Source organism: Micromonospora sp. DT227 (genome assembly GCF_049841835.1).
Taxonomy (GTDB): Bacteria; Actinomycetota; Actinomycetes; order Mycobacteriales; family Micromonosporaceae; genus Micromonospora.
Genome location: NZ_JBNCLA010000001.1, coordinates 55391 through 80375 on the forward strand (window position 1 = coordinate 55391; position 24985 = coordinate 80375).

29 protein-coding genes are annotated in these 24985 nt (G+C 70.3%); 7 read left to right on the top strand and 22 right to left on the bottom strand.

Going from position 1 to position 24985, the window contains the following annotated elements; translation table 11 throughout:
* Nucleotides 1–231 precede the first annotated feature (231 nt).
* Nucleotides 232–603: an ArsR/SmtB family transcription factor gene (locus ACLQ2W_RS00250; protein WP_425784734.1), complete on the bottom strand. Its 372-nt coding sequence runs from the start codon at nucleotides 601–603 to the stop codon at nucleotides 232–234.
* On the opposite strand from ACLQ2W_RS00250, the gene ACLQ2W_RS00255 reads away from it, so the two are divergent.
* The gene (locus ACLQ2W_RS00255) at nucleotides 563–853 is read left to right on the top strand and encodes an FAD-dependent oxidoreductase (RefSeq protein ID WP_425784735.1); all 291 of its coding nucleotides are present in this window, start codon (nucleotides 563–565) and stop codon (nucleotides 851–853) included. The two genes, ACLQ2W_RS00250 and ACLQ2W_RS00255, sit on opposite strands and share 41 nt — an antisense overlap.
* Before the next feature lie 179 nt (nucleotides 854–1032).
* Here ACLQ2W_RS00255 and ACLQ2W_RS00260 read toward each other — a convergent pair whose 3' ends face one another.
* The 4 genes from ACLQ2W_RS00260 to ACLQ2W_RS00275 all read right to left on the bottom strand — a co-directional run bounded on the left by ACLQ2W_RS00260 (nucleotide 1033) and on the right by ACLQ2W_RS00275 (nucleotide 3021).
* Complete coding sequence (locus ACLQ2W_RS00260) at nucleotides 1033–1755, bottom strand: cation transporter (RefSeq protein ID WP_425784736.1); 723 nt, start codon at nucleotides 1753–1755, stop codon at nucleotides 1033–1035.
* Nucleotides 1755–2084, bottom strand: a complete 330-nt coding sequence (locus tag ACLQ2W_RS00265) for an ArsR/SmtB family transcription factor (RefSeq protein ID WP_425784737.1) — start codon at nucleotides 2082–2084, stop codon at nucleotides 1755–1757. Before ACLQ2W_RS00265 ends, ACLQ2W_RS00260 begins: the two co-directional genes overlap by 1 nt.
* Before the next feature lie 208 nt (nucleotides 2085–2292).
* The gene (locus ACLQ2W_RS00270) at nucleotides 2293–2574 is read right to left on the bottom strand and encodes a hypothetical protein (RefSeq protein WP_425784738.1); all 282 of its coding nucleotides are present in this window, start codon (nucleotides 2572–2574) and stop codon (nucleotides 2293–2295) included.
* A 69-nt stretch (nucleotides 2575–2643) separates the two neighbouring features.
* Complete coding sequence (locus tag ACLQ2W_RS00275; protein WP_425784739.1) at nucleotides 2644–3021, bottom strand: ArsR/SmtB family transcription factor; 378 nt, start codon at nucleotides 3019–3021, stop codon at nucleotides 2644–2646.
* 57 nt (nucleotides 3022–3078) lie between these two features.
* Here ACLQ2W_RS00275 and ACLQ2W_RS00280 point away from each other — a divergent pair, with 57 nt between their 5' ends.
* A complete protein-coding gene (locus tag ACLQ2W_RS00280; RefSeq protein WP_425784740.1) occupies nucleotides 3079–3981 on the top strand; it encodes an HAD-IC family P-type ATPase in 903 nt (300 codons plus the stop codon).
* Nucleotides 3982–3983: 2 nt separating this feature from the next.
* Here ACLQ2W_RS00280 and ACLQ2W_RS00285 read toward each other — a convergent pair whose 3' ends face one another.
* Entirely contained in the window at nucleotides 3984–4715 is a 732-nt protein-coding gene (locus ACLQ2W_RS00285; RefSeq protein WP_425784741.1) for a sulfite exporter TauE/SafE family protein, read from the bottom strand.
* Nucleotides 4716–4939: 224 nt separating this feature from the next.
* Between ACLQ2W_RS00285 and ACLQ2W_RS00290 the strand changes: the two genes are divergently transcribed.
* On the top strand, nucleotides 4940–5269 hold the full coding sequence (locus ACLQ2W_RS00290; RefSeq protein ID WP_425784742.1) for a hypothetical protein: 330 nt from the start codon (nucleotides 4940–4942) through the stop codon (nucleotides 5267–5269).
* The gene (locus tag ACLQ2W_RS00295) at nucleotides 5200–5652 is read left to right on the top strand and encodes a ZIP family metal transporter (protein ID WP_425784743.1); all 453 of its coding nucleotides are present in this window, start codon (nucleotides 5200–5202) and stop codon (nucleotides 5650–5652) included. The genes ACLQ2W_RS00290 and ACLQ2W_RS00295 overlap by 70 nt, the downstream gene beginning before the upstream one ends.
* Before the next feature lie 164 nt (nucleotides 5653–5816).
* Here the strand turns inward: ACLQ2W_RS00295 and ACLQ2W_RS00300 are convergent, their stop codons facing one another.
* On the bottom strand, nucleotides 5817–6176 hold the full coding sequence (locus ACLQ2W_RS00300; RefSeq protein WP_425784744.1) for an ArsR/SmtB family transcription factor: 360 nt from the start codon (nucleotides 6174–6176) through the stop codon (nucleotides 5817–5819).
* Nucleotides 6177–6204: 28 nt separating this feature from the next.
* On the opposite strand from ACLQ2W_RS00300, the gene ACLQ2W_RS00305 reads away from it, so the two are divergent.
* Nucleotides 6205–7302 carry a cation diffusion facilitator family transporter gene (locus ACLQ2W_RS00305; RefSeq protein ID WP_425785975.1) on the top strand — a complete coding sequence of 366 codons (1098 nt, stop codon included), beginning with the start codon at nucleotides 6205–6207 and terminating at the stop codon, nucleotides 7300–7302.
* 280 nt (nucleotides 7303–7582) lie between these two features.
* Here the strand turns inward: ACLQ2W_RS00305 and ACLQ2W_RS00310 are convergent, their stop codons facing one another.
* From ACLQ2W_RS00310 to ACLQ2W_RS00335, 6 genes are all read right to left on the bottom strand, one after another.
* Nucleotides 7583–8719 carry an IS701 family transposase gene (locus tag ACLQ2W_RS00310; RefSeq protein ID WP_425785976.1) on the bottom strand — a complete coding sequence of 379 codons (1137 nt, stop codon included), beginning with the start codon at nucleotides 8717–8719 and terminating at the stop codon, nucleotides 7583–7585.
* 188 nt (nucleotides 8720–8907) lie between these two features.
* Nucleotides 8908–10188: an Ig-like domain-containing protein gene (locus ACLQ2W_RS00315; RefSeq protein ID WP_425785977.1), complete on the bottom strand. Its 1281-nt coding sequence runs from the start codon at nucleotides 10186–10188 to the stop codon at nucleotides 8908–8910.
* A gap of 327 nt (nucleotides 10189–10515) precedes the next feature.
* Nucleotides 10516–12015 carry a twin-arginine translocation signal domain-containing protein gene (locus ACLQ2W_RS00320; protein ID WP_425784745.1) on the bottom strand — a complete coding sequence of 500 codons (1500 nt, stop codon included), beginning with the start codon at nucleotides 12013–12015 and terminating at the stop codon, nucleotides 10516–10518.
* A gap of 147 nt (nucleotides 12016–12162) precedes the next feature.
* Nucleotides 12163–12801, bottom strand: a complete 639-nt coding sequence (locus ACLQ2W_RS00325) for a vitamin K epoxide reductase family protein (protein ID WP_425784746.1) — start codon at nucleotides 12799–12801, stop codon at nucleotides 12163–12165.
* Nucleotides 12798–13460, bottom strand: a complete 663-nt coding sequence (locus ACLQ2W_RS00330; protein WP_425784747.1) for a DsbA family protein — start codon at nucleotides 13458–13460, stop codon at nucleotides 12798–12800. Before ACLQ2W_RS00330 ends, ACLQ2W_RS00325 begins: the two co-directional genes overlap by 4 nt.
* A 130-nt stretch (nucleotides 13461–13590) precedes the next feature.
* On the bottom strand, nucleotides 13591–14391 hold the full coding sequence (locus ACLQ2W_RS00335) for a cytochrome c biogenesis CcdA family protein (RefSeq protein WP_425784748.1): 801 nt from the start codon (nucleotides 14389–14391) through the stop codon (nucleotides 13591–13593).
* Nucleotides 14392–14829: 438 nt separating this feature from the next.
* Here ACLQ2W_RS00335 and ACLQ2W_RS00340 point away from each other — a divergent pair, with 438 nt between their 5' ends.
* Nucleotides 14830–15525: a C39 family peptidase gene (locus ACLQ2W_RS00340; RefSeq protein ID WP_425784749.1), complete on the top strand. Its 696-nt coding sequence runs from the start codon at nucleotides 14830–14832 to the stop codon at nucleotides 15523–15525.
* 276 nt (nucleotides 15526–15801) lie between these two features.
* Nucleotides 15802–16527, top strand: coding sequence for a class F sortase (locus ACLQ2W_RS00345; RefSeq protein WP_425784750.1), 726 nt, complete (start codon nucleotides 15802–15804; stop codon nucleotides 16525–16527).
* A gap of 141 nt (nucleotides 16528–16668) precedes the next feature.
* On the opposite strand, the gene ACLQ2W_RS00350 is transcribed toward ACLQ2W_RS00345, so the two are convergent.
* The 9 genes from ACLQ2W_RS00350 to ACLQ2W_RS00390 form a co-directional block, all read right to left on the bottom strand.
* Nucleotides 16669–17646, bottom strand: coding sequence for a C40 family peptidase (locus ACLQ2W_RS00350; protein ID WP_425784751.1), 978 nt, complete (start codon nucleotides 17644–17646; stop codon nucleotides 16669–16671).
* Nucleotides 17647–17704: 58 nt separating this feature from the next.
* Complete coding sequence (locus tag ACLQ2W_RS00355; protein ID WP_425784752.1) at nucleotides 17705–18376, bottom strand: DUF305 domain-containing protein; 672 nt, start codon at nucleotides 18374–18376, stop codon at nucleotides 17705–17707.
* Nucleotides 18377–18378: 2 nt separating this feature from the next.
* Nucleotides 18379–18951, bottom strand: a complete 573-nt coding sequence (locus ACLQ2W_RS00360) for a DUF3105 domain-containing protein (RefSeq protein ID WP_425784753.1) — start codon at nucleotides 18949–18951, stop codon at nucleotides 18379–18381.
* A gap of 410 nt (nucleotides 18952–19361) precedes the next feature.
* A complete protein-coding gene (locus ACLQ2W_RS00365; RefSeq protein ID WP_425784754.1) occupies nucleotides 19362–19739 on the bottom strand; it encodes a hypothetical protein in 378 nt (125 codons plus the stop codon).
* A 63-nt stretch (nucleotides 19740–19802) separates the two neighbouring features.
* Nucleotides 19803–20486 carry a DUF1775 domain-containing protein gene (locus tag ACLQ2W_RS00370; RefSeq protein WP_425784755.1) on the bottom strand — a complete coding sequence of 228 codons (684 nt, stop codon included), beginning with the start codon at nucleotides 20484–20486 and terminating at the stop codon, nucleotides 19803–19805.
* Nucleotides 20487–20580: 94 nt separating this feature from the next.
* On the bottom strand, nucleotides 20581–22593 hold the full coding sequence (locus tag ACLQ2W_RS00375) for a cytochrome c oxidase assembly protein (protein ID WP_425784756.1): 2013 nt from the start codon (nucleotides 22591–22593) through the stop codon (nucleotides 20581–20583).
* Complete coding sequence (locus tag ACLQ2W_RS00380; RefSeq protein ID WP_425784757.1) at nucleotides 22590–23183, bottom strand: copper resistance CopC family protein; 594 nt, start codon at nucleotides 23181–23183, stop codon at nucleotides 22590–22592. Before ACLQ2W_RS00380 ends, ACLQ2W_RS00375 begins: the two co-directional genes overlap by 4 nt.
* A 72-nt stretch (nucleotides 23184–23255) precedes the next feature.
* Nucleotides 23256–24170: a cation diffusion facilitator family transporter gene (locus ACLQ2W_RS00385; protein ID WP_425784758.1), complete on the bottom strand. Its 915-nt coding sequence runs from the start codon at nucleotides 24168–24170 to the stop codon at nucleotides 23256–23258.
* Between the two features lie 65 nt (nucleotides 24171–24235).
* Nucleotides 24236–24808: a PH domain-containing protein gene (locus tag ACLQ2W_RS00390; protein ID WP_425785978.1), complete on the bottom strand. Its 573-nt coding sequence runs from the start codon at nucleotides 24806–24808 to the stop codon at nucleotides 24236–24238.
* Between the last annotated feature and the right edge of the window lie 177 nt (nucleotides 24809–24985).

Below are 24985 nucleotides of genomic sequence, written 5' to 3' on the forward strand. Positions count from 1 at the left end.
CGGTTGCCGCCGAATCCGGGTGCGGTCCTGGCTGATCGGTGTCAGTTCCTCGGCGTCCGAGCACCCACGGAGCACCCGTCGCTAGCTAGCGGTTCCGGCCCGTGGTGTCGCGGGATCTCATGCCGGTTGAGTTCCGGCCGTGCTCACACGGTCCCGAACGTCCGAGCACCAACGGAGCACCACGCGGCGCCCGCCGGGCCGGGAGGTGCCGGTGGTCTTCGGTGCCGCCGGTCAGCGAGTCTTCTTCATCGCTCGCTTACGCGGTGGGGTCAGCAGGTCAGCAATCGTGGCGATGGCGGACGGCACGAGGCGGTAGTAGGCCCAGACGCCGCGCTTGTCGCGTTCGAGCAGCCCGGCTTCGGTGAGGATCCGCAGGTGGTGGCTGACGGTTGGTTGGGAGAGTCCGAGGGGCGCGGTGAGGTCGGTGACGGACGCCTCGCCCTGCGGGGCGGATTGGATCAGGCTGAGTAGTCGCAGCCGGGCCGGGTCGGCGAACGCCTTGAGCACGCCGGCTAGCCGTTCGGCGTCGGCGCGTTCGATCGGCTCTCCGGCGAGGGGCGAGATGGCAGGCGTCTCGGTCTTCACAGTTCCCACGTCTTGCATCGTTGCAGCCAACACCGTCGATCCGCTGGTGAACGAGGGCAGGATCACCGTGAGCTCGCATGACGGGCAGCCGCTTCCGTGGTCTGGGCATGATGATCGGCGGATTGAGGGGGTGTCGTGCGTGCCCGGGTCGTGTGATGTCGTGGTCGTCGGGGGTGGGCAGGCGGGTCTGGCGGCGGGATACTACCTGCGCAGGACCGGTCTGGATTACGTCATCCTCGACGCCCAGCCGCAGCCGGGTGGCGCGTAGCGGCATGGCTGGGAGTGGTTGCGGTTTTCTCGCCGGCGGAGCTCATCGTTGTACTTCTTCGGTGCCGGCATCGCTGGTATTCCTCCCAGGTTCCGATGTCTCCATCAAACCCGGTGCGGAACATACAGCCGACAGAACACCCGTACGGGCGCGTCTTGCGTCGTGTGCCCGGGCTTGCTCTACGTACACTCTGTCCTGCGAGGAGCCGGATCACCTAGCCCGCGCGTTGCTGTGCAATCGGTGCTGGTCTGACAGATCGGGGGAGCTGCGGCGCAACAGGCGTCCCCGCGCCACGCCTCTCGCCCCTCCTTGATCGCCACGGCGGCGATGACCAGCGCGGCCAACGGATCGGCCCATGTCCAGCCGAACAGGCTGTTGACGCCGAGGCCGACGAGCAAGACTGCCGACAGGTAGGTGCACAGTAAGGTCTGCTTGGAGTCGGCCACCGCCGACCGGGAACCCAGCTCACGCCCGGCCCGCCGCTGCGCGTAGGACAGCACCGGCATGATGAGCAGCGACAGGGCGGCCAGGACCAGTCCGGTCGTGGAGTGCTCGGCCTCTCCGTCTCCGGCGAGCGCGCGTACTGACTGGACGGTGACGTAGGTGGCCAGCGCGAAGAACGACACCGCGATGATCCGCAGCGCGATCTTTTCCCGCGCCTCGGGGTCGCGTCCGGCGAACTGCCAGGCCACCGCCGCAGCCGAGGACACCTCGATGACCGAGTCGAGACCGAAGCCGATCAGCGCGGTTGACGAGGCGGCGGCACCGGCGGTGATCGCCACCGCTGCCTCGATCACGTTGTAGGTGATCGTGGCGGCCACCAGCAGTCGTACCCGCCGAGCCAGCACCGCACGCCGGGCTGCGCGGCCGTCGGGTTGGATCTGGAGCAAAGGGGCGGACATCAGCAGCAGCCCTTCTCGTCGGCGTCCGTGCAGGCGGTCGGGTCGACCGTCAACACGAGGTTCAAGAGGTCACCGAGCGCGTGCGCGAGACGCGCGTCGGCCAACTCGTAGCGGGTCCGCCGGCCCTCCGGCACCGCCACGACCAGCCCGCAGCCACGCAGGCAGGCCAGGTGATTGGACAGGTTTTGCCGGGTGGCGCCGAGGAGGTCCGCCAGTTCCGCCGGATAGCCGGGGGCGTCCCGCAACGCCAGGAGCAGACGCGCCCGGATGGGGTCGGACAGCGCATGGCCGAACCGGGCGAGCACTTGCCCGTACGTCAACGTCTCCACGCGGACACAGTACATCACCTGCTGTATACAGCAGCAGCTGTATACAGCAGGCGATTCGATGGCGAGCACGCCCGCGCAACCGGTCGGCCGGCGGTGCGGGGCATGACCCCACCCCCCGACGCGTCAACGGCTCGCCGAACGACACCAGGTGTGGCGCCGTGATCGTCCGGGTTGCATCGGTCCGGCTGCCTGCCGCACGTCGCCTAACTCAACCCTGTCGCGCCGTCCCGGGTCCGGTGCCGATCGCCTGGCGCAGGGCAGCGCGAATGCGCTCGCCAGTGGGCAGATCAAGGCGACATACGGCCGAGCCGTCGCCGCTGCCGCCCATTACGTCCACGCCGTTGACCAGGATCGACGGCGATGGATAGTCCCCCACGACCTCGACGACCACGGTGCGGGGCAGACCGAGGTCGGCCAGCGCCGCGCGCAGCTCGCGCCGGGCCGGGGCGAGGTTCGGACAGTCGGGCACGGAACGAAGCTCGACAGCCACGAGGCCCTCCGCTGCGCGATCTGCTGCTGCCGTCATCACAGCGCTCCTAGTTAAGTGGGGTCTGTCGGGTCAGCGGCCAGAGGCGGCGGGGACGTGGGTGTACTCCGTCGCAGGATGGTCGGGCAGGTTCCGGTCGGTGTGGTCGGCATGGAACAGGGCCTCGGCGAGCAGCGCCCGGACGTGGGTGTCGGCGGCGGAGTAGTGCACGAAGGTGCCTTCGCGTCGACCGCGGACCAGGCCGGCGAGGCGGAGTTTGGCGAGGTGCTGGCTGACCGCGGTGGGGGCGGCGCCGACGATCTCGGCCAGGCAGGCGACGGACGACTCGCCCTGCAGCAGGGCCCAGAGGATCTTGATGCGGGTGGGGTCGGCCAGCAGCCGGAAGCTTTCGGCGGCGAGGTGGACCTGCTCGTCGTGGGGCATCTGGAAGTCCGGCAGCGACGTGTGCACCCGCTCATCCTAGCCTGGCCACCTACCTGCTCAGCTACCTGCGTGATCATGCAGGTAGTGTCTCTCGGCGTGCCCCTGATAACGACTTCACCCGGCGAGCCCCTGCCGGCGGTCAAGTCGGTCGGCGACGAGGTGTTCGCCGGCACCCTCAACGGCACCGGCACGCTGGTCGTCCAGGTGCATCGTGAAGCGGGCGAGTCGGTGATCGCCCGCATCGTCGCCCTGGTGGAGCAGGCGTCGGCGACCAAAGCGAAGACGCAGCTGCTCATCGAGAAGGTCGAACAGCGGTACTCGATCGCCGTGGTCTTCGCCACCCTGGCGCTGTTCGCCGTCCCCCTGCTCTTCGGCGCCGACCTGCGCTCGACGCTGCTCCGGGCGATGACCTTCATGATCGTGGCATCGCCGTGCGCGGTGGTCCTCGCCACGATGCCGCCGCTGCTGTCCGCGATCGCCCTCGCCGGCCGACACGGGGTCCTGGTCAAGTCCGCCGTGGTGATGGAACAACTCGCCGACACCGATGTGGTGGCGTTCGACAAGACCGGCACCCTCACCGAAGGACACCCCCGCGTCGTCGACATCCGCGCGATCGGAGACGCCCGCACCGAGGAGGTGCTGCGGCTGGCCGCCGGGGCCGAACACCCCAGCGAACACCCCGTCGGCACCGCGCGGTGGCCGACGTTGCGGTGGTACGGGTCAGCGACTGCCTCGACACCTGCGCGCACGCCAACATCATCGTCGTGCAACCCTCCCCCGCCGGCCGCCGCGCCGGCGGGCGACCGGTCTGGCTCGGCCTGGTCAACGACACCGACGCGAGCGACGACATCGCCGCCTGGATCCGCGCCGGCGGCCCCGGCCTGGCCGGCCGACCCGGCGTGCTCGACCTGTACGCGTTCACCCCGCCCCGCCGCGTCCGGCAACACCTCGCCTGAGCCGCGGATGAGGAGTAGCCGGCTCGGGTGACGTCAGACGCCGAGTAGAAACAGCACGCCGGCGGCGATCAGACCGACCTCCACGACGGCTACGAACAGTCGGTCACTGATCCGCCCCACGGTCTTCCTGCCTGCCCAGGCACCCAGCAGGGTCGCGGGAGTCAGTGCCACCCCGAACAGCAGTACGGTGCGGTCAAGGAGCGCACCGGCGCCGTAGGCGGCGATCTTCGAGGCGTGCATGACCAGCGCGCTGGCGGCTTCGGTGCCGACGTACGCGGCGCGGGTCAACCCGTACGCGAGGAAAAACGGCGCGGTCAGCGGCCCCACCGACCCGAGCAGCGCCGAGCCGAGCCCGGACCCCGCGCCCACGCCGGCGAACGCCGGGTCGGACGGCCGCCGCGGATGCGGATTGCGCCGCCGCCAGATGACCACGGCGATGAGGATCACCCCGAGCAGCCGTTTGAGTGGCCCCAGCGGGGCGCGGGCCAGCAGCAGTCCGCCCAGGACAGCGGTGGGCACCGCACCCAGGGCGAACCAGCGCACGAGCCGCCAGTTCACCTCCCGCCGGTTGAACCACACCCGCGAGCCGTTGCTCCACACCTGGGTCAAGGTCAGCATCGGCACCGCCATCCGGAGGCCGAACAGCGCGGTGAACACGGGCAGCAGCAGCACACCGCCGCCGAAGCCGGCTACCGCCGACAGCCAGGCAAGCGCGAACGCGGCCAACGACGCCACGGCGAGGGCGCCGACCAGATCCGTCGCCATGCCCCCACCTCCACCTGTGCCACACCACCAGCTACGGAACCGCCCATGCTCGCAGACACCACGACGGCAGCGATCACGACCGCCGCGTCACCGAGCGCGCCCGCCGAAACCGCTCAGCCTCGTCGGCCCGAGCCGTGCTGGTTTGGCCGACGAACCGCCGGGCACGAACACCGGGGCGCCCTGACGGCGCCCCCGTACTGGGTAGAGGACAGGAGAGGACGCCTGTGAACGTAGTCGGCACGGCAGCGATCCTGGTGGCCTTTCCCGTCGTGGCCACCGTGACAGGCGCGGTGATCGCCACGTTCAGAACTCCCGGCCCAGCGGTCTCCAGCGGAATCCAGCACTTCGCCGCCGGAGTGGTGTTCGCCGCGCTCGCCGGCGAACTGCTGCCCGAGCTGCGCCGAGAAGGCCACCTGCCGATCGTGGTGGGCGCATTCACCGCCGGTGTGGCTCTACTGCTGCTCTGGGGGCCTACTCCCGCCGAGTGGAGGCCACCCGCCCCACCGGCGTCCCCGCCGGGCTGCTGGCCGCGGTCGGTGTCGACCTGCTCGTAGACGGCCTGCTCGTCGGCTTGGGCGTCACCCTCGGCAGAAGCCAGGGCGTCATCCTCACGATCGCACTCACCCTGGAGGTCCTGTTCCTCGGCCTGTCGGTGAGCGCCGCACTGACCAAGCGAGGCGCCGGCCGGGTGCGCGCCGCCATGATTCCGAGTGCGCTCGGCCTGGCCACTGCTGTCGGAGCCATCGGCGGTGCGGCACTGCTCGGCGGCGCCAGCCGTGGAGTCCTGGCCGCAGTGCTGGCCTTCGGCGCCGCCGCACTGCTGTACCTGGTCACCGAGGAACTCCTGGTCGAAGCCCACGAACACCCCGAGACCCCGTGGACAGCCGCCCTGTTCTTCGTCGGGTTCCTCGGGCTCTACGCCCTCGCCGGGTTGTAGGCCTGCCGGCAAGGCACCAGGTCACCAACGCCAGTGCCACTGGCGGGCTTGTCCATGCCCGGCGGTGAGCGGCTGTCCCCGGCGCTGCTCAGCCGGAGCTGTCCCAGTGCGCACGTAGCTGCTGGCATCTCCGCCACGGGATCAGAGCCGCCGAGAATCGCCACTCAATCGTGCTCCGGGGTGCCGGTCATCCGGTGCGACGCCGCATGCATCACCTCGGTCACCAGCCGCCGCACATGTCCATTGCGGACACGGTAGAACGCCCGGCGGCCCTCTCGCCGCACCCCGACCAGCCCGGCCAGCCTCAGCTTGCCCAGGTGCTGGGACACGGCCGGCCGAGCCGTCCCCACCGCCGCGACGAGGGCGGTGACGTCGTACTCGCCGTCGCGGAGCAGCCACATCAGCCGTAATCGTGTGGGGTCGGCGAGCATCCGCAACATGTCGGTCGCCGCCTCGACCTGGTGCCCGCCAGGGAGTTGTTGTTGCAGGTCACCGGCATCTGCAACATTGTCGCGTGCGTACATGAGCACATATTATCGCCGTCGTCAGGGTATGGAGCGCCGGTGCGACCGGCAGAAGCCTGGGGGAACGGTGAACGACCACGAACACGGCCACGAACACAGCCATGACTATGCGCACGAGCACGGCGGCCCGCTCGCCGCCTGGTGGCACCGGCTGGCCCACGCCGTCGTACCGCACTCCCACGACTCCCACGCGAAGGTCGATCCCGCGTTGGAGACCTCCCGTGACGGGCTACGCGCGCTGTGGATCTCCCTGGTCGGCCTCGGCGCCACCGCGCTCGCCCAAGCGGTCATCGTGGTGCTCTCCGGATCGGTCGCCCTGCTCGGCGACACCCTGCACAACGTCGCCGACGCCCTGACCGCCGTGCCGCTGGGCATCGCCTTCCTACTCGGCCGCCGCGCCGCCACCCGCGCCTACACCTACGGCTACGGCCGCGCCGAAGACCTCGCCGGCATCATCATCGTCGTCGTCATCGCCGCCTCCGCCGTCGCCGCCGCCTGGACCGCCGTCGACCGGCTGCTGCACCCCGCCCAGATGACCCACCTGCCCTGGGTCGCCGCCGCCGGCCTCGTCGGCTTCATCGGCAACGAGCTGGTCGCCCAGTACCGCATCCGGGTCGGCCGGCGCATCGGCTCCGCCGCCCTGGTCGCCGACGGCCTGCACGCCCGCACCGACGGCTACACCTCCCTCGCCGTCCTCGCCGCCGCCGGCGGCACCGCCCTCGGCTGGCGCTGGGCCGACCCCGTCGTCGGCCTGGCCATCGCGGTCGCCATCACCTTCGTGCTCAAGGACGCCGCCCGCGAGGTCTACCGCCGACTCATGGACGCCGTCGACCCCGACCTCGTCGACCAGGCCGAAACCACCCTGCGGGCCATCGACGGCGTCCGCGACGTGGCCACGGTCCGGCTACGGTGGATCGGCCACCGCCTGCACGCCGAAGCCGACCTCGTCGTCGACGCCAACCTCAGCCTCGTCGCCGCCCACGAGATCGCCGCCGACGCCGAACACCAACTCACCCACGCAGTACCGCGGCTGACCACCGCGACCGTCCACACCGACCCCGACAGCCACCCCGGCGGACACCACCACACCGACCTGTCACACCACCGCCGGCACTTGCACGGCTAGTGGGGGTGTCCACCGGCGTTCAGCGAATTCATGCAGCGTTGTGAACCCTCGCCGTGCGGCAAGCGACACCCGGTGTTGGTGCGGCGGGCCGAGCGAGCGCGCTAGTACTGCAACGGCAGTTGTCAGGGGTAGCCACGTCGTCGGTAGTGGCAGGTTCGGGCTTGGTGTTGGCGTCGTCGGCGCCATCGGGACCAGGCCCAGACCTGCTCTGGTGGGTGGGTTGATCGCACTACGAGTGCGGTGAGCAGTCTTCGGATCTCCGGTACCGTGTAGCCGATCATCATGCCGTCGTCGGTGCTGGATCCCCTTTTGCGGTAAGGGATCGGGCAACGGACAGCCAGGCGTGGGCGGCCATCGCGAGGGTGATGTGGGCGTACCAGGCTCGCCAGTCGCGGACCTGGTACTCGTCGAGGCCGGCTTCGTTCTTGGCCTGTTGGAAGCACTCCTCGATCGCCCACCGGGCTCCGGCGATGCGGGCGAGGTCGAGCAGGCGGGTGCGGCGAGGTCCGTAGCAGACGTAGTAGGCGATCTCGCCGGTGCTGATGCTGCGGCGGGCGAGCAGCCAGTGCCCGCGTCCGGGCTGCCAGCCGATACGCACCGGCACCCGCGCCCACCAGTACTCACGAGGCCCGTGGGCGCCGGCGCCGGCGGACAGCCGGCACCATGCCCGAGCCGGCACAGCGGCGATCAGCTCGTCGGCCCGGGCGATGCCCATCGTGGTGGTGATCATGTCGTCGTTGCGGCGGGTCGCGACCACATAACCCACATCCCGGTGTTCCAGCCACAGCCGCAGCGACTTCGACTGGCCGTAGGCCTCGTCCATGGTCACCCACCCCACCGGCACCCCGGCGTCGAAGGCTCGGGCCAGCATCGTCCGAGCCATCTGCACCTTCGTGGCGAACTCGACGTCGTCCGGGATCCCGGCGGCTCGGCACCGGTCCCGGTCATCGGTCCACGACGCCGGAAGGTAGAGCTGCCGATCGATCAACGCGTGACCCTTGCTGGATCGGTAGGCCAGGAACGTCCCGACCTGGCAGTTCTCCGTCCGGCCAGCGGTGCCGGAATACTGCCGCTGCACCCCGGCCGACCGGGTGCCCTTCTTCAGGAACCCGGTGTCGTCAACGATCAACACACCAGCCGGGTCGCCGAGGTGCTCGACCACGTAGTCCCGCACATCGTCACGGACCGCGTCGACGTCCCAGCCCGCCCACCGCAACAGCCTCTGCATCCCGTCCGGCGACCCATCCCCGGCCTGCTCAGCCAGGGTCCAGCCGTTCTTACGGCCCAGACCCGAGACCAGCCCGCACAGGTACTGCCGCGCCCGCCGCCGCGGCTCAGAACGGCGAAACCGACGCCCGATCCGCGCATGCAACCGGTCCAACTCGCCATGCCACTGATCGACATCAACGTCCGTCACAGCCAGACCAACGAACACGAGCCGAAGGCGATTCGCCTACTGCCGTTGCAGTACTAGGGCACACGGCAGCGCGCCCGCCGGCGTCTTCGCCGACGGGCGTGCGTGCGTGTGGAGTGGTCTTCCAAGGGGCCATCGCAGCGGTGTCGATCAGAGGCCCGGTCCGGGCGGCTCCCGGTGGACTGCGCGGGTCAGTTCCCGCCTGCGGACGGGGTTCGTACCGGCGAAGTGGTGGGCGCTGGGGAACCGCCGGCGGCGGCGCCTGGTTGCACCGGGACGGTCGGCGCCGAGGCCAATCCGGCGGGCACCGGCAGGGCACTGCCCTTGATGAATTCGGCCCAGCTGACGTTCCAGGCGGTCCAGCCGTTGCCGGGTTGCAACTGCACCTCGGTGCCGGTGAAGGTGACGAGGTCGCCGACCTGGGTGATGCCCATGAGCCAGTCGGCGGCGGCGGCGGACACGTTGGTGCAGCCGTGGGAAACGTTCGTCTTGCCTTGATCACCCTCGGACCACGGGGCGCCGTGGATGAACTCACCGCCCCAGGTGAGCCGTTGGGCGTCTTCGACGTCGACCACGTAGCCACCGTTCGGCTCTCCGCGGGTGTCGAAGGTGGTGTACTGGTGTTTCTCCATGATCACCATCTTGCCGCTGGAGGTCGGCGTGCTCGGCTTGCCGAGGCTGACCGGGATCTTGCGGATCAGCTTGCCGTCCTGGTAGACCGACATCTGCTTGGTGGCGTTGTCGACCTCCAGCGACACCTGCCGGCCGATCTTCGAGGTGGCGGTCCGGTCGGCGTCACCGATCGAGTTCTTGCCGATGGGCAGCCCCTCCAGGCCGGCCCGCACGCTGATCGTGGTTCCCGGCCGCCAGAAATCGGGAGCCCGGTAGTAGACCTGACTGCCGTCGTCGAGCCATGACCAGACGCCCGGCTGTGGCGGGTCCGTCTTTACGAACAATCGGCGCTGGACGTCCGCTCTGCCCTCCTTGGGAATAGGCGGGTCGAACGCGACAGTTACCGGCATCGCGGTGCCGTACGTCTGTTTGTTCGCGAAATACAGGGTGCTGATGATAGCGGGCCTTGATGATTTCGCCATCGTGGTGAAGGTGGCCTTGCGGGTGGTGGTCTTGCCGGAGCCGCTGGTGGCGGTGACCTCGGCGCGGTAGGTCTTCTTCGGCTTCAGCGGCACGCTCGGGACCCAGGCGGAGCCGTCCTCACGTGGCCCTGACTTGACCTCCCTGCCGGTGTCGTCGGTGAGGCGCACGGTGGTGACCTGGCCGCCGGCGACCCGGATGCCGATCTCGGCGCTGAGCGGGACCTCCGCGGCCCGGTCGTCCGGGGTCAGCGTGAGTTCCGGTGGCGCGGATCTTTCCTCGGCCGAGCCCGACTTCCGGTCCTCCGTGCAGGCAGTGACGACCAGAGGAGCAGCTACGACAGTTACCGTCAACAGCTTCAACCGCTGTCTCAATCTCATCAGGCATCCCCCGTTGTTTTGCCGTCCGATAGGCAACATTGTCTCGGCGCCGCCCCAGTTGTCTGCCCGGTTCCGTAAATTCGGAGGAGCCTCTTTCGCAGTAGGGTCCGGGCCGCATTCGGATGGGGGGAATGAGAAGGTGTCGAGTCGCCTGATCGATTGTGAGCGCGGACGAACAATTGGGCGCTGGCGGGCGGACAGGATCAACCCGTGCCCATCTGGCAGGTTCCCCTTCCGCCGCACTGCGGCGGAAGGGGAACCTGCAGCGGCTGCGACGGGCACGGTCCGCCCTACGCCCAGGTCGATTCCAGGGCGTGGTGGTGGTTGTTAGCGGACGTGGACGAAGACCGGGTTCGAGTAGAACCACAGGTCCTCCCACGGGCTCTCCAGCCCGTCAGCGAGGGGCTCGGCCTCGTCGGTGTTGGTGCCTCGCACCCGGGCGTACAGGTCACTGTCCACGTCGCGCAGCGTGTGGCGGATGACGTAGTCGGCACCCTGCCTGCGCCAGTCCCGAGGGCCGAAGCGGGCGACGACCTTGGTGGTGGGGTTCGTGTCCGCGTCCGGGTTGGGGTTCGGGCCGGTGATCTCGCCGACGATCAGGTCGACGCGGCGGACCTCCGGGCGGTCGCCGTTGGCGTTGAGGCCGTTGAGCGGACGGAACCGGATCTCGATCTCGATGTCGCGGCGCTGGCGCCGGCTCACCGTGATGGTCTCGCCGGTGTCGGCGGCGAGACCCTGACACCGGGCGGTGAGGTCGAGGCTGGTGATGAGGTCGCCGGTGGTGACCCAGATCCGCCCGTTACGCAGGCCGTCCATGATGTCGCCGTAGTCCTGCCGGGCCAGGACGTACGTCTTGCTGTACTCGCCGGGCCAGAAGTCGGAGCCACCGCGGGTCCAGTGCACGTGCGAGTCGGAGGTCGCGGTGATCCACCAGCGGCGTCCCTCGCCGAGCAGGGAGTCCCACAGCCCGCCGACGCGGGCGGTCATCTGGTCGAAGCCGCCGTGGGTGGGGTGGTTGCCGTAGCCGCCCCGCTTGCCGCCGTTGAGCGGCCCGGCCTGGTGTCCGGGAGCGCCCTCGAAGCCGACGTACACCTCCGGTGCGACGTTGTGGCCGTTGCGGAACTCCCGCGGCGTGTCCTGGCCGTAGACGCCGAGCCCGGTGGCCGACCGGGAGGCGTGGTGGGCGATCACCAGCGGCTTGAGCGGCATGCCACGGGCGACCTTGAGGAACTCGATCATCTTGGCCTCGGTGTCCCGGGCCGGATCGGCCGGGAACGGGTCGCGCTTGGCGAAGCGGCTCTCCAGTTCGAAGAGCATCTTCGCCTCGTCGTCGTGACGCGGGATCATCAGCGTGTGGTGGTCCAGCGCCGGTGCGTCGAACTCCATGCCCCAGAACTGCAGCACCTCGGGTACGAGCCGCCGGGACAGCAGCAGGTCCGGGTACGCCTGCTCCAGGTTGACCTTCGAGTGGGTGGGGCCGCCGTGGTCGGTGCACATCGCCCAGGTCAGTCCGAAGTTCTTCGCCATGATGGCGTTGGTGACGATGGGGTACACCGCGTCGGCGCCCTTGTGGAACGTCGGCGGGTTCGTCGAGGTGTCGAACTCGCCGCTGTACTCGGAGTGGACGTGGTGGTCGCCGGCCCGCCAGGCCCGGTTGCGGGAGTGGCCACGCTTGGTGCCGCTCCCCTGGCCCTCTTCAGCCCATGCGGTGCCGCTACCGACCAGGGGGCCGGCGGCGGCCAGCGTCGCGCCAACGCCCGCGTATTTGACAAGTTGCCGCCGGGACAGCTGCGACCGCCCGGCGTTTTCCAGGTCCTTGTCCGTCAAGACGAGCACTCCTCGATCCAGCAGTTGCCTTGTCAAGCAGCGAGCCTTGGCGAGGCATCTGAATCCCGCCTGCACCAGGAGCGGGCACGAGGTGAACAGCGCCCCGTGGCTGGCTGAAGCCCCGCAGGCGACGCGGGAGCGGCGGAATCAGCCGAGTGTCGTCCAGTACTCCCAGAAGCGATGCAGGACGGCGACGACGATGGCGGCGTACCACGAGACCAGAATCAGGCTGTGGTAGCGGGCCGTCGCGGCGGCCAGCGCGCGCAGGCCCGAGGGGATTGCGCGGGCGTTGTCGTGCAGGTTGTGCACCGTCACGTACAGGAAGATCGCGATGGTGACGGCCCAGACGAGCATGCAGTAGGGGCAGAGGGCGCCGATGACGTAGAGACTCTGGTAGATGAGCCAGTGCACGAAGAGCACGCCGAACGCGGCGCCGGCCTGCACGCCGAGCCAGAACCAGCGCGGCAGCCGCACCCGGGCGAGCAGGGCAACACCGATGGTGGCGACCACGGCGAATCCGGCGACGCCGATCAGGGAGTTCGGGACGCCGAACGCCTGCGCCTGCGCGCTGGACATCACCGATCCACACGACAGGATCGGGTTGATACTGCAGGTCGGCACGTACGCGGGGTCGGCGGCGAGGTTGAGCTTCTCGATGGTGAGCACGGCCGCGGCGAGCAGCCCGGTCAGGCCGCCGGCAGCGCAGGTCCAGGCGGTGACGCGGCCGAGGAACGCCGTGTTGACGGCGGTCGGTGCGGTGCTGCGGTCGGAGACGCTGGTGCTCATCCGGCGAGCGCGATGTCGATGGCGGCGACGAGGTCGTCCTGGGTGCGCACCTGCGTCAGTTGCCGGCTGTTGAGGAAGAACGTCGGCGTGCCCGTCACCCCGGCGGCACGCCCGTCGGTCCTGTCCTTGGCAACGCGTGCCGCGGTCGCCGGGTCGTCGAGGTCACGCTGGAAGCGCGCCATGTCCATCCCCAGCGTGCGGGCGTAGCCGAGGAACACCTCGGTCTGCGGATCGTTGTTGTGACTCCAGCTCGTCTGGTTCTCGAACAGCTGGGCGTACATGTCCGGGAAGCGGCCCTGGTTCGCGGCGGCCTGCGCGGCGCGGGCGGCCAGTTCGGCGTTGGGGTGGCTGGGGATCGGGAAGTACCTGACGACGAACGTGATCCGGTCCTGGTAGGCGGCCACGATCTGCTTGATCGCCGGGTAGGCGGCGGCACACGATTCGCATTCGAAGTCGAGGAACTCCACCAATGTGACCTTGCCGTCTGCGGCTGTGGACAGCCGGTGGCTGTCGTCGCGCACCAGCACCGCCGCGTCCACGGCGCCGCTGGCCTGCGTTGCGGGGCTCGGCTCGTCGCGGCGGGTGACGGTGAGCAGTCCGGCGATGAGCAGCACGAGCGCGGCGGCCACCGCCAAGGTCAGACGGGTGTTCTTCGTCATCGGCGATCCTCATCGATCGGTACCACGGCGGTCAGCCGCCGAGGCGAACCATACGGACGGCGCTCCAGCGTCTGACTGTCAGCTTCCTGTGAGCCACCTCGGCGGTCTGCGACCCGGGTCGAACAGGCTCTCAGATGCCGATCTGTCCTGGCCCGACGGTGGCTCGCAACCAGTTCATCAGCTCGCCCCAGGCCCCGGTCAGCAGGGCCACACCGATCGCGACCAGCAGGGCGCCCCCGACGCGGGTGACCCAGCGTTGGTGACGCCGCACGAAACCGGTGAGGGCCATCGCGTGCCGTAGCCCGAGGCCGACGAACAGAAATGGCAGACCGAGACCGGCGCAGTAGGCCAGGGCGAGCACGGTGGCCCGGGTTGCGGTGGACTCCACGGCGGCCAGGCCGAGCACCGCGCCGAGGGTCGGAGACACGCACGGTGTCCAGGAGAGCCCGAACGTCGCGCCGAGCACCGGTGCGCTGGCCACTCCGGCGGAAGGCAGCCGAGAGGCGCGGACCTGCCGTTGCAGGACGGGGAATGCCCCGAGGTAGCCGGCGCCGAGGAGCACGGTCAGCGCTCCGGCGGCGATCTCGATGGTGCGCGCATTGGTCAGGAGCGCCCGGCCGGCGGCGTTGAATGCGACGGCGACGGTGACGAACACGACGGCGAACCCGGCGATGAACCCCAGCGTGCCGGCCACGACCCGGTGCCTGGCCCGCTGCCGGGCCTTCACCGGTACCGTTCCGGCCCCGGTCTCTGCTGGCCGGGCAGCCGCGGCGAGGTCCGTGCCCGCCAGCCCGGTGACGTAGGACAGGTAGCCGGGCACCAGAGGCAGCACGCACGGCGACAAGAAACTCACCAAACCGGCGGCAGCGGCGACGGCCATCGCCACCAGGAGCGGGCCGGTGGAGGCGATCGCCGCGAACCGCTCACCCATCCGCGCCGACCACCCGCACCGGCAGCTCCGTCTTGTTCCGACGTCGCACGGTCAACCTCCCATACGTCAACTTGAGCCCCAATCCTCGCACCCCTACTACATGCCGTAGTAAGCGGTATCCTGGTTTTCCATCGGGTCACCACGGGATACCGCCAGCCCCGAGACGACCCATGAGCGGGCAGTTTGAGTGTTCACCCAGGTCACGTGATCGCCCGGATTCGGGCACGAGCCGAGCGACGACATTGGCCGTCGCGTCCGTCAACGACGTCCCGCCGCCTGATGTCCGGTTCCGAACAAACGACCAGCGGCTGCGGGTGGAATGCCGGCGGACCGGGGGCGGTTGAACCCGTCCGATGCCCCGAGCACCCCGGCTCGGGATCCCCTGCGGCCCGGTCCCACGCGAGGCCGGCCGCATCCCCCGGACGAGAGGTGAGAACGATGACCACGATCACCCGTTGGCTACCCGACTTCACCCAGGCTCCGGTGGTTCGGAAGGCCGCGCTGGCCGTGGCCGGCCTCGCGGTGGCCGGTGGCGCAATCGCCGGGCCCGCGGCTGCGGCGAGCGCCGCACCGGCCTCGGCCGATAAGTCGACCGTTGCCGTGCAGGAGCAGCGGGACAGCGGCAAGCGGAACGGCGGCAAGGAGCTGGGCTTCACCTACAAGTTCCAGGAGACCTACTTCTACTGTGCGCCGGCGGCGACGAAGATGGCGCTGTCCGCGCTCGGTAAGAACGTGAGCCAGGACGAGCTGGCCAAGAAGCTGCGCACCACCGAGGCGGGCACGAGCTCCGCACTGGAGACCACCCGGGTGCTCAAGGAGGTCAGCGGTAAGGACTACCGCACCGTCGAGATCCCCGGGCAGAAGGCCAGCAAGGCCGAGACCGATCGGCTGCGCGAGGACATCGTGCGGGCGGTGGACGACAAGCGTCCGGTGGTGGCCAACATCATCGGCACCTCGACCGACACCGACGGTCACGGCCACTCCTATGAGGGCGGGCATTACATCGCCGTGGTCGGCTACCGCGACGGCGGAAACACCGTCAAGATCGGTGATTCCTGGTCGGATGAGGGCCAGTACTGGATCAGCACCGACAAGCTGGCCAACTGGATCGCCTCCCGCGGCTACTCCGCCTGATCCGCACACCATCGGCAGGGGCCGGCCCAACATGGCCGGCCTCTGCCGATGCCATTCCGGCTTGCCGCCAACAGCAGGCACGACACCGCCAAGCGGTTTCAGGACGGCAAGGCCACCGTCGACCGCCGCTGCACGACCCAGAGCGGATGGACAGGCGGGCCGCGATCGAGTAAGCACCAACCCGACGGCTCCGCACGAACCGAGGGCATGTCACCTTTAGGAGCATCCAGCTCACTTTGGGCGGCTTGCCCGCCGGTCGCCCGTTAGCGTGCCGACATGGGTGACGAGGCAGTCAGGGCAGCGCCGAGCACCGTGCGCGGCACGTCACGAAGATCGGCACGGCGGACAGCGACAACCTTGGCGCTCGCGCTGTGTGGAATGGCAGCACTCACCGGCGCGGGGATGGTCGGCGCCTCGTGGCCGACCGGCGCTTCGTCCCCACCGCCCCAGCCACCCGCTGCGGCCGCTCCCCCGTCACCGTCGCAGCAGGCTCCCGACGCCTCGCCTGACGCCACGCCGAACCGTTCCGCTCTGGCCGCCTCACCGCCCAGCCGGATCACGATCCCTCGCATCGGCGTACGGGCCGACGTTCTCGCGCTCGGTGTCAACGACGACGGAACCGTGCAGGTGCCGCCGCTGGATCAGGCCATGAACGCCGGCTGGTACAAGCTCGGCGCCAGCCCGGGCGAGCTCGGCAACGCCGTGATCATGGGCCACGTCGACTCGGCCAAGATCGGCCCAGCGGTGTTCTTCCGGCTCGGGGAACTACGCCCCGGAGACACGGTTAGCGTCGAACGCGCCGATCGCACAGAGGTGACCTTCCAGGTCGACGGCCTCAAGTCCTACCCGAAGGATCAGTTCCCGACCGAGTTGGTGTACGGGCCGTCCGACCGGGCCAGCCTTCGGGTGATCACCTGCGGCGGCCGGTTCGACGAACAGAAACGCAGCTACACCGACAACGTCATCGTCTTCGCCACGATGACCGGTGTGCGGCAGCGTTGACGCGCCGGGGCTCCGGCAGCCGGCGTGGCCGCCCCGATCGCCGCTGCCAGGCGCCATCCCGCTCGGGCAGGACAGCTCTGACCCGGGCGGCGTATCGGGGACGGCCGGACCTCACCGACAGAAAGTCGGTGGCACGGGTCCTCAGCCGGGCCGGCGGAAGCCGACGACCGGCATGATGCTGATGGGAGAAACCTGGATCAGCTTGCCCGTGCGAGGGGCATGGACCATCAGGCCGTTGCCCAGATACAACCCCATGTGGTGCAGGTCGCTGTAGAAGAAGACCAGATCTCCCGGACGGGCCTCGGACCTGGACACCGGCCGGCCCTCGTTCCACTGAGCACCGGTGAAATGGGTCAACGCGACGCCAGCCGCCTTGTAGGCGAACTGGGTCAGTCCTGAACAGTCGAAGCCGTCCGGACCGTTGGCTCCCCACACGTACGGGTCACCCACCTGTTGGCAGGCCACCCGGATCGCCGTCTGTGCGGCCGTGCCCACCACGCCGGTGATCGTCGGGCATCCTGGCACCTTGACGGTGGTTTTCGGCATAATCGCCTGCAGCCGTTTGATCTCCGTGTTGATTTGAACCTTCTTCGCCGCAAGTTCCTTTTCCTGAGCGGCCTGGCTGGCGATGAGGGTCTCCAACTTCTGCTTTTCGGCCTCGTAGCGGCTACGTGCGAGAATGACGTCCGCTACCTCGCGGCGCTGCGCGGCAGCCAGGCGATCGAGAATCGTCAACTGTTCGGCGAGCATGCCCGGCCTGGTGGCGGTCAACAGGGCCGCCACGCCCCGGGGCGGGCCGGTCATGTACTGCTGGGCGGCGAGGTCACCGATGCGGTTCATGGCCAGCGCGGTGGTCAATGCCAAGGGTTCGATCTTGCGCTGCAGGGCCGCCGCCTTGCCACGGTTGACCTTCAGCTGGGCGCGGACCTTGTTGTAGGTCTCGATGGTCGGTTCGAGCTGTCTCCACTGCTTGTCGATGGCCGCCTCGACCTGCTCGGGCGACGGTGCGGCCGGGGAGGCGACCAGGCCGACACCGAGTAGGGCCAGCGCGGCGACACCGGCAAGACGACAGGCGGTACGGCGTACGCGCGAGGTCCAACGAGGGTGGAAGGGTGACACCGGAGTTGAGCTCCTTCACTCCAGGGAAAGGTAATCTCGTGGCAGGTCGGTGGCGGGTTCAGTCGCCGCCGGCGCCGTTTGCGGCACGGTTGTCCGTGGTGAGCCGGTGCAGCAGGTCGCGCATCGCGGTCAGTTCGGCGTCCTGCCCGGCGCGCATCTGCGCGGCGAGGTCGCGGACCTCGGATCGCGGCTCGGCGGCCAGCACGGCGTCGACCATGGTGATCCCTCCTTCGTGGTGACGGATCATCAGTTGTGTGAACGAGATGTCCAGGTCGCGGCCGGCCGCCCGGCGGAGGCTGTCGAGTTGCGCCTTCGTGGCCATCCCGGGCATCGTCGCGGCGCCGCCGTGGTCCATACCGGGGGTGTCCTCGGGTGTCTTCATCCAGGCCATGGGTTCACGGCCGGTCGGGGACAGGTTCCAGGCGGTCAGCCAGGCGCGCATCGTGCCGATCTGCGCCTGCTGGGTCAGCGCGATGTCCTGGGCCAGTGTGGTCACCTCAGGGCTAGCGCTGTTCGCGTAGGCGATCATCGACATTTCCACCGCCTGCGCGTGGTGGGTGGCCATGTCCCGGGCGAACCCGGCCTCAGCGGAAGAGTCCGACGGCGCCCGGGTGCCGGGGACGAGTAGCCCGATCGCCACCCCCACGGCCAGGACCAGCAGAAACGCCCCGACGCCGAGTGCGAGACGGCGTAGGAGGTTCTGTGTGGGCTGGGGTTCGATGCCGGCCACGGTCACATCCCGGCGCTGTCGCGGGGCGTGGTGCCGGTGGCGGTGATGCCACCGGAGCAGGTGGCGCCGCGCTCGGGCCCGGCGTTGATCCGGGCGGTGCGGATGAAGTCGTCGATGCGCTTGTCGTCGGCGGAGGTGACGGTGAGTCGGTAACCCCAGGCCTGAACGCTGATCGGCGCGTCCAGGCCGTCGGCGGGACTGAGCATGAGGTAGTCCAGTCCACGTACCCGGTCGGCGAGGCTCTGCACCTGGTCCGCGGGCAGATCCGGGCGGTGGGTGATCCACACGGCGCCGTGTTCCATGCTGTGGGTGGCGTGTTCGGCGGCGATCGGCGCGTCGTAGACGTCGCCGGTGCAGTTCTGCCACGCGCTGTTGTGGTTGCCGCCCACGGATGGGGTGATCTTGTAGGTGAGCTGTCCGCTCTTGTGCTCGCGAGTGAGCCAGTCGGCGGAGGTGTAGGAGGTGACACCGGACAGTGCGGTCAGCCGCTCGGACCAGGGACGGCTTCCCTGCCAGGTGGACAGGGCGGCGTATCCGATGATGCCGGCGGCGACCAGGCTGACGGCCGTCACCATGCTGATGACGCCCCAAGGTCGAGAGGGTCGGACCGCGACGGGCTTGCGGCGACCGCCGCGGGTGGGCGAAGAGGTCTTGCTCATTGATGGTGCCTTTCGCGACAGCAGGAAATGACCGCCTGGTGCGGTGGCGGCGAAAGGTCACGCCGCAGGGCCGGCGACCAGGCATTCGTGCACGTGGAGACGGCGGTGGGTGCGAGGGGTGGCGCGGCCGCGGCGTGCCGGATGGCCTGCCGTAACCCGACCTACGGGTGGGTAACGCCGACTCAGAATTCCGAAGCAACCAGCGACGGGGATGTCGTCGGGTTCGCCGCCTCGAGTTCGAGGGCGCTGACCGGTGGTAGGCCGACACGGAGGTCGTCACCGCAGGCGGGACGGGACACGCAGCCGGCGCGGCCGGCGCGGCCGGCCTATGTGCGGTAGACGACCATCTGGGCGAGGCGTGGGCGCAGATGCGCGGGTGGCACCAAGGCAGGGGCGGTGACGTCGGTCATGGGCGCGACGATCAGCCGCGTCAGGGTGGGGCTGATCGGCTCGGCGACCGGCACCGCGCCTGGCGATTCCGCCGGGCACGTGCCTGTGACGTGGCCGGGCACGTCCTCGGGACAGGGCTGCAGGTGTAGGACGACAGACGACGAGGACGAGTCTGCGCTGGCCGCTACGGCCAGGTCGAGGCTTCCGTGGGCCACGATCGCCGTGACGACGGCGGCAACGATGAGAATCAACAGCCGGCGCAGACGGAGGCCGCCGCGTCGGCCGGCCGCGTCGTCCCACCGGTGTGCCAGCACAGGTCGCAGCCTACCGGCGCCGCTGTGGGCGGCGGACATCGGCGTGGCTGCGGAGTCTGGTACTCACGAACGCCGTCGCCGTAGCGCGACGACGATGCCTGCGAGGGCCACCAAGGCCAGGGCGACACCGGCGAGTAGCACCAGCATCCCGCTGTTGTCGGCGTCCGCCTGAGTGCTGGCCGCCGGCGCGGCGGTGACGGGGGCGTCGGTGGCGGGCGGCGCGCTCGGGCTGCTCGACTCGACGGTGGGGCTGCTGCTTGGCGCGGCGGTAGGTGCGGCGGCGAGCTTCACCGTCGGGGCCGGGTTGGCCGGCTCCGGGTTGGCGGAGCTGGGCACCTCGATCCACCGGTCGATACGCCCGTCGCCGTACTTCTGCAGGATCTTGAACGACACCTGCGCAGTGTTGGGCAGCTGCCGCACACGTACCTGGTGTTCGGCGTCCTGCCCGACCGGGACGGCCGGTCCGGCGACGGTGTAGCTGTTCGGCGTGGTGGTGGACAGTTTCCAGCCGGGCGGGGCCTTGAGCAGGGTGATGTCCGACGCGGCGATGCCCTCGGGCAGGTAGACCTGCACCGAGGTGGTGCCGGCGGTGCGGGACTCGGCCTCGGCGTCGACGGACAGCACGGCGTTGGCGGCGCCCGCGCGCGCCGGCGTCAGCTTCGCGTCGGTGTGGGCCCACGCGGGGCTGGCCGCCGTGACGGTGGCGGCCGCAGCGGCCAGTGCGACGATCGCCCATCGGTGTCTCATCCGAACCAACCTTCTGCCTCGTGTGCCGTCGTCGACAGGTAGTCGTTGATCGCCCGCTGCCGGTTCCCGGCACCGGCATTCGGCGGGCGGCGATTCACCGGGGAACCTGCCGGTCACGTTCGGCGAGCCCGGCGAGCATGCGGTTGTAGGCGGCCAGTTCGTCGTCCTCGCGGCCCTCCGCTTCGGCGCGGTCGGCCGCGCGGTCACGGCGGCGGGCTTCCCGCTCGTCGGCGCGGATCCACTGCAGCATCAGGGCGCCGAGCACGATGACCGTGGGCAGTTCCCCGAAGGACCAGGCAACCCCGCCGGCGTTGCGCTGGTCCTGCAGTGGGGTGGGCCCCCAGGGACGGGCGAGGGCGGTCCACCAGTCGGCGGCGAGAACGCCGCCCGACTGCATGAGCGCCACACCGAGGAAGGCGTGCAGCACCATGCTGATCAACAGCAGGATCGCCTTCAGCGGGTGTGGCACCCGCCGGGGGGCGGGGTCGATGCCGATCACGGTCCAGAAGAACAGGTACCCGACGCCGAGGAAGTGGCCGATCATGGCCAGGTGGGCGGCATGCGAGCGGACCGCCAGCTCGTACAGGCCGGTGAAGTACAGGACGTAGAGGCTCGCGACATACAGCGCCAGGGTGACCAACGGATGGGTCAGCGCGCGGGAGACCTGCGAGTGCAGGGCGGTCTGCAGCCACTCGCGGGGGCCGGGCCACCGGGGGTCGGTCGACGGGGGCAGCGCGCGCAGGGCCAGGGTGACCGGCCCGGCGAGCACCAGCAGGATCGGGGCGACCATCATCAGCAGCAGGTGCTGCACCATGTGCACGGCGAACAACACGGGACCGTAGCGGGCCAGGCCGCTGGACGTTGCGATGACGATCACCGCGCAGCCGGCCAGCCACAGCGCGGTGCGGGCGGGCGGCCACGTGTCACCGCGGCGGCGCAGTCGCCACACCCCGGCCAGGTACAGGCCGGCGGCCGCCACCGCGGCGGCGATGATCAGCGGATCGGGCAGCCACAGCCTCGCCACGGTCTCGATGCTCAACGGTGGCGGCATGGGGAAACCGAGCAGGGCCGCCAAGGGTTCCCCCTCCGCCTCACCCAGGGGTGCGGGTGTACGCGACAGCGCCACAGCGGCGCCGAGGGTGGCGGCGAACAGCAGCGTCTCCACCACCGCCACCCGCAGGAACGGACGCCGCCGTCCCGCATATAGGGCGGGGATCGCGCGGCGGCGGTGCAGCAGCCCGGCCACCCCGACCGCGGCGAGCGCCGCGATCTTGACCAGCAGCAGTTGCCCGTAACGGGTGGTCAGCAGCTCCGCCGGGGCGGACAGGCGGGTGGCGGCGGACACCAGGCCGGAGGCGCCGACGACGACCAGGCAGGCCAGCGCGAGCGGCGAGAACCGGCGCACCGCGACGGCCAGGTCGGCGGTCGACCCGCGGGCGGTGACGGCCAGGGCGAACAGCCCACCGACCCACAGGGTGACCGGGATGACGTGCAGCAACTGCCCGGACACCGCGACCTGGTGGTTGCCGGACCCGGCGGCGTGCCCGGTGAACACCGGCGGGATCGTCGCCGCCACCGCGGCGCACAACGCCGCCAGGGCACCGCCCGGACGCAGGCTCCTGGCGGCGATCAGCGCCACGAGCAACGCGAGGACGCCGCTGAGGGCCAGCGCCTGCCCGAGCGCCACGCTGAGCGCGAAGTGCAGCACCGCCCGCACGGACAACACCTGGGCGGCGGGCAGCCCGAACAGGTCGACCAGGGTGTAGCAGACCGCCACCGCGGACGCCGCCGCCCAGGCGGCGGCACTGAACGCCGCGGCGCGCAGGCGGCGGTAGCCCAGGGCCGACAGGCGACCTTCGTCGTCGCGGGGCGACAGCATCACCACGGCCAGCAGCAGCCCGACGGTGATGACCGCACCGACCTGCATGCCCAACCGGGCGGCCGGCAGGATCCACGCGGTGGTCGGGCCCGGGTCCGGCAGGCCGGGCACCGTCTGGGGTACCGCGCCGCCACCCCACCACAGCAGTGCCGCTCCGACTGCGGCCGCGACGAGGACAGTGCCGGCGGGCACCAGCACCGGACGCCGCACGACGCTCTGCATGCTCATCGCCGGGCCGCCCGCTTGCGCCACAGCAGCAGACCCGCCCCGGCCGCCACGAGCGCGAGCAGCACTCCCACCAGCCCGACCCGCATGCTCGGGGCGCCATCAGCGGCGGCGGCAGAGGAAGCGGCGGTGGTCGCCGGCGCCGACGGCGGTGTGGTGGGGGCCGACGCCGACGGCGCGGATGCCGCGAGCGGGGACGCGGACGCCGATGCGGTGACGGTGAACGTGTAGGAGTCCTGCACCGGATGCCCGTCGACGGACACCACCCGGTACGCCACCGTGTACCTGCCGGCGGGCAGGTCAGACTTGAGCGGCTGGGTGGCGCGGGTACCCGACACGGCCGGCCTGCCGGCGACGGCGGGAACGTCACCCGGTGCGGTGACCGCGATGGTGGTGAACCGCGGATCGAGCCGTTCGACGAAGACCAGCTCGACCTGCCGCGGGGCGGTGGCGAGGCTGGCGTTCGCGGCGGGCGTCGACTCGCGCAAGGCGTTGTGTGCCCACGCCGGCGTGGCCGGCACGAGCAGGGCGGCGGCCACGCAGAGGGCCGCAGCCACACGGACGGGCAGGACGAAACGGTACGTGCGGGTCAAGGCCGGACTCCCAGCTAGCGGGTCATTCCTCAGATAGTCGCGCAGAGGCAGCGGAAAATTCCCCACAAACCATTACCAACCGCTTGCGTCGCAGACGCCGTCGGCGCCCTGCGGCTCGGCCTGCAGGGTCGCGTGCTCGATGGAGAACCGGTCGTGCAACACCTGCCGGGACGCGGCCAGGACCGCGGCCAGGTCACTGTCGCGGGCGAGGATCAGATGCGCCGACGCCACCTCCATCCCCGAGGTCAGGGTCCAGACGTGCAGGTCGTGCACGTCCGCGACGCCGTCGACCGCGGCCAGGGCGTCGCGGACCTGCGCGACGTCCAGGTGCGGCGGGGCGGCCTGCACCAGCACCCGCACCGCGGCCCGGCCCAGCTTGTAGGTGCGGGGCAGGATGAACAGGCCCACCGCCACCGCGATGATCGGGTCGGCGTACCACCAGTTGGTCAGGGCGATGATTCCGGCGGCGACGATGACGCCGACCGAGGTGAACAGGTCGCCGAGCACCTCAAGGTAGGCGCCCCGCACGTTCAGGCTCTCCTCCGAGCCTGAACGCAGCAGAAAGAACGCGACGATGTTGGCCACCAGGCCGGCCACCGCCACGATCAGCATCGGCCCGGCCAGCACCTCGTGCGGCGCGGAGAAGCGGCGCACCGCTTCCACCAGCACGTAGATGGCCACGCCGAACAGCAGCACCGCGTTGGCCAGCGCGGCGAGGACCTCCATCCGGTACAACCCGAAGGTGCGCTGACCGTCGTGGGAGGCCTTGCTGGCGGCGGTGATCGCCGCCAGGGCCATGCCGATGCCGAGCACGTCGGTGAACATGTGCCCGGCGTCGGACAGCAGCGCCAGCGAACCGGTCAGCCACGCCGCGACCGCCTCGACCAGCATGAAGGCGACCAGCAGGGCGAACGCCGCCCACAACCGGCCGCGGTGCTTCTCACCGGCGCGCATGATCTGCTGCCCGTGGTCGTGTCCCTCGCCCATGCCCGGATGCCCCCTCCCTGTCGACCGACCGAGCCAACATATGCTCACATTGCAATAAGTGCAACTCAGCTGGAGGTGGATCGATCCCCCGCAGCAGGGGCCGCCCCCTCAACGGCTGGCCCGCCCTCGGCGGGTGGCGCCGTGGCACCGGCCCCGTCCGCCTCCATGGCCCGGGCGGCGGCGAGCAGGGCCCGCAGGCGTCTGACGGCAGCGACCGCGTCCGCGTGGTCGATCACCTGCACGCTCAGCAGCGGCACCACGTCGCCGTTGACCAGATCCAGCGATGCCCACACCGCCTTGCGGTCGAACCGCACCCGCTCCACCACCTGCCACGGCACGGTGACATCACCGAGCAGGTTGCGCACCCGCACCCGCTCGACGTCGGCCTGCACCCGCAGCCGCCACGGCAGCAGCGCCAGCCCGGTGAAGAACACCCCGACCCCGATGACCGCCCACCGGTCGGCGGGAAACAGCTTTCCCCCGTTGGAGGTGGTTCCACTCAAGGTGAGCCCCGCGTACACGTTGATCGCCAGGATCACCGCTGCGGCGCCCAGGCTGATCTGCCGTATCCGCCTCGGCCGCACCGTCACGTCCCCGGCCGCCGGATCGTCGTGCCCGGCTGTCGCCGGCGTACTCATGTTCACAGGCCCTCCTGGTCCTCGTGATCAACGTCGGGTGTTCGGCCGCACGGGCCGTCGCCAGCCATGCCGGTCGGCTGGCAAGGCGGGCCGGGCGGAGGCACACCCCAGCGGCGCTCGTCCGCCACCGGTCGAGGGCGCCCGCGCGTGGGCCGCGACCGACGATCGAGGCGTGAC

What these genes read in the sequence shown, in the direction of transcription:
- ACLQ2W_RS00255 (WP_425784735.1), top strand. Translation starts at nt 563, where the DNA reads ATGGCAGGCGTCTCGGTCTTCACAGTTCCCACGTCTTGCATCGTTGCA.
- ACLQ2W_RS00250 (WP_425784734.1), bottom strand. Translation starts at nt 603, where the DNA reads ATGCAAGACGTGGGAACTGTGAAGACCGAGACGCCTGCCATCTCGCCC.
- ACLQ2W_RS00260 (WP_425784736.1), bottom strand. Translation starts at nt 1,755, where the DNA reads ATGTCCGCCCCTTTGCTCCAGATCCAACCCGACGGCCGCGCAGCCCGG.
- ACLQ2W_RS00285 (WP_425784741.1), bottom strand. Translation starts at nt 4,715, where the DNA reads ATGGCGACGGATCTGGTCGGCGCCCTCGCCGTGGCGTCGTTGGCCGCG.
- ACLQ2W_RS00300 (WP_425784744.1), bottom strand. Translation starts at nt 6,176, where the DNA reads ATGTACGCACGCGACAATGTTGCAGATGCCGGTGACCTGCAACAACAA.
- ACLQ2W_RS00305 (WP_425785975.1), top strand. Translation starts at nt 6,205, where the DNA reads ATGGAGCGCCGGTGCGACCGGCAGAAGCCTGGGGGAACGGTGAACGAC.
- ACLQ2W_RS00315 (WP_425785977.1), bottom strand. Translation starts at nt 10,188, where the DNA reads ATGAGATTGAGACAGCGGTTGAAGCTGTTGACGGTAACTGTCGTAGCT.
- ACLQ2W_RS00325 (WP_425784746.1), bottom strand. Translation starts at nt 12,801, where the DNA reads ATGAGCACCAGCGTCTCCGACCGCAGCACCGCACCGACCGCCGTCAAC.
- ACLQ2W_RS00330 (WP_425784747.1), bottom strand. Translation starts at nt 13,460, where the DNA reads ATGACGAAGAACACCCGTCTGACCTTGGCGGTGGCCGCCGCGCTCGTG.
- ACLQ2W_RS00335 (WP_425784748.1), bottom strand. Translation starts at nt 14,391, where the DNA reads ATGGGTGAGCGGTTCGCGGCGATCGCCTCCACCGGCCCGCTCCTGGTG.
- ACLQ2W_RS00340 (WP_425784749.1), top strand. Translation starts at nt 14,830, where the DNA reads ATGACCACGATCACCCGTTGGCTACCCGACTTCACCCAGGCTCCGGTG.
- ACLQ2W_RS00345 (WP_425784750.1), top strand. Translation starts at nt 15,802, where the DNA reads ATGGGTGACGAGGCAGTCAGGGCAGCGCCGAGCACCGTGCGCGGCACG.
- ACLQ2W_RS00360 (WP_425784753.1), bottom strand. Translation starts at nt 18,951, where the DNA reads ATGGTGACGGCCGTCAGCCTGGTCGCCGCCGGCATCATCGGATACGCC.
- ACLQ2W_RS00370 (WP_425784755.1), bottom strand. Translation starts at nt 20,486, where the DNA reads ATGAGACACCGATGGGCGATCGTCGCACTGGCCGCTGCGGCCGCCACC.
- ACLQ2W_RS00375 (WP_425784756.1), bottom strand. Translation starts at nt 22,593, where the DNA reads ATGAGCATGCAGAGCGTCGTGCGGCGTCCGGTGCTGGTGCCCGCCGGC.
- ACLQ2W_RS00385 (WP_425784758.1), bottom strand. Translation starts at nt 24,170, where the DNA reads ATGGGCGAGGGACACGACCACGGGCAGCAGATCATGCGCGCCGGTGAG.
- ACLQ2W_RS00390 (WP_425785978.1), bottom strand. Translation starts at nt 24,808, where the DNA reads ATGAGTACGCCGGCGACAGCCGGGCACGACGATCCGGCGGCCGGGGAC.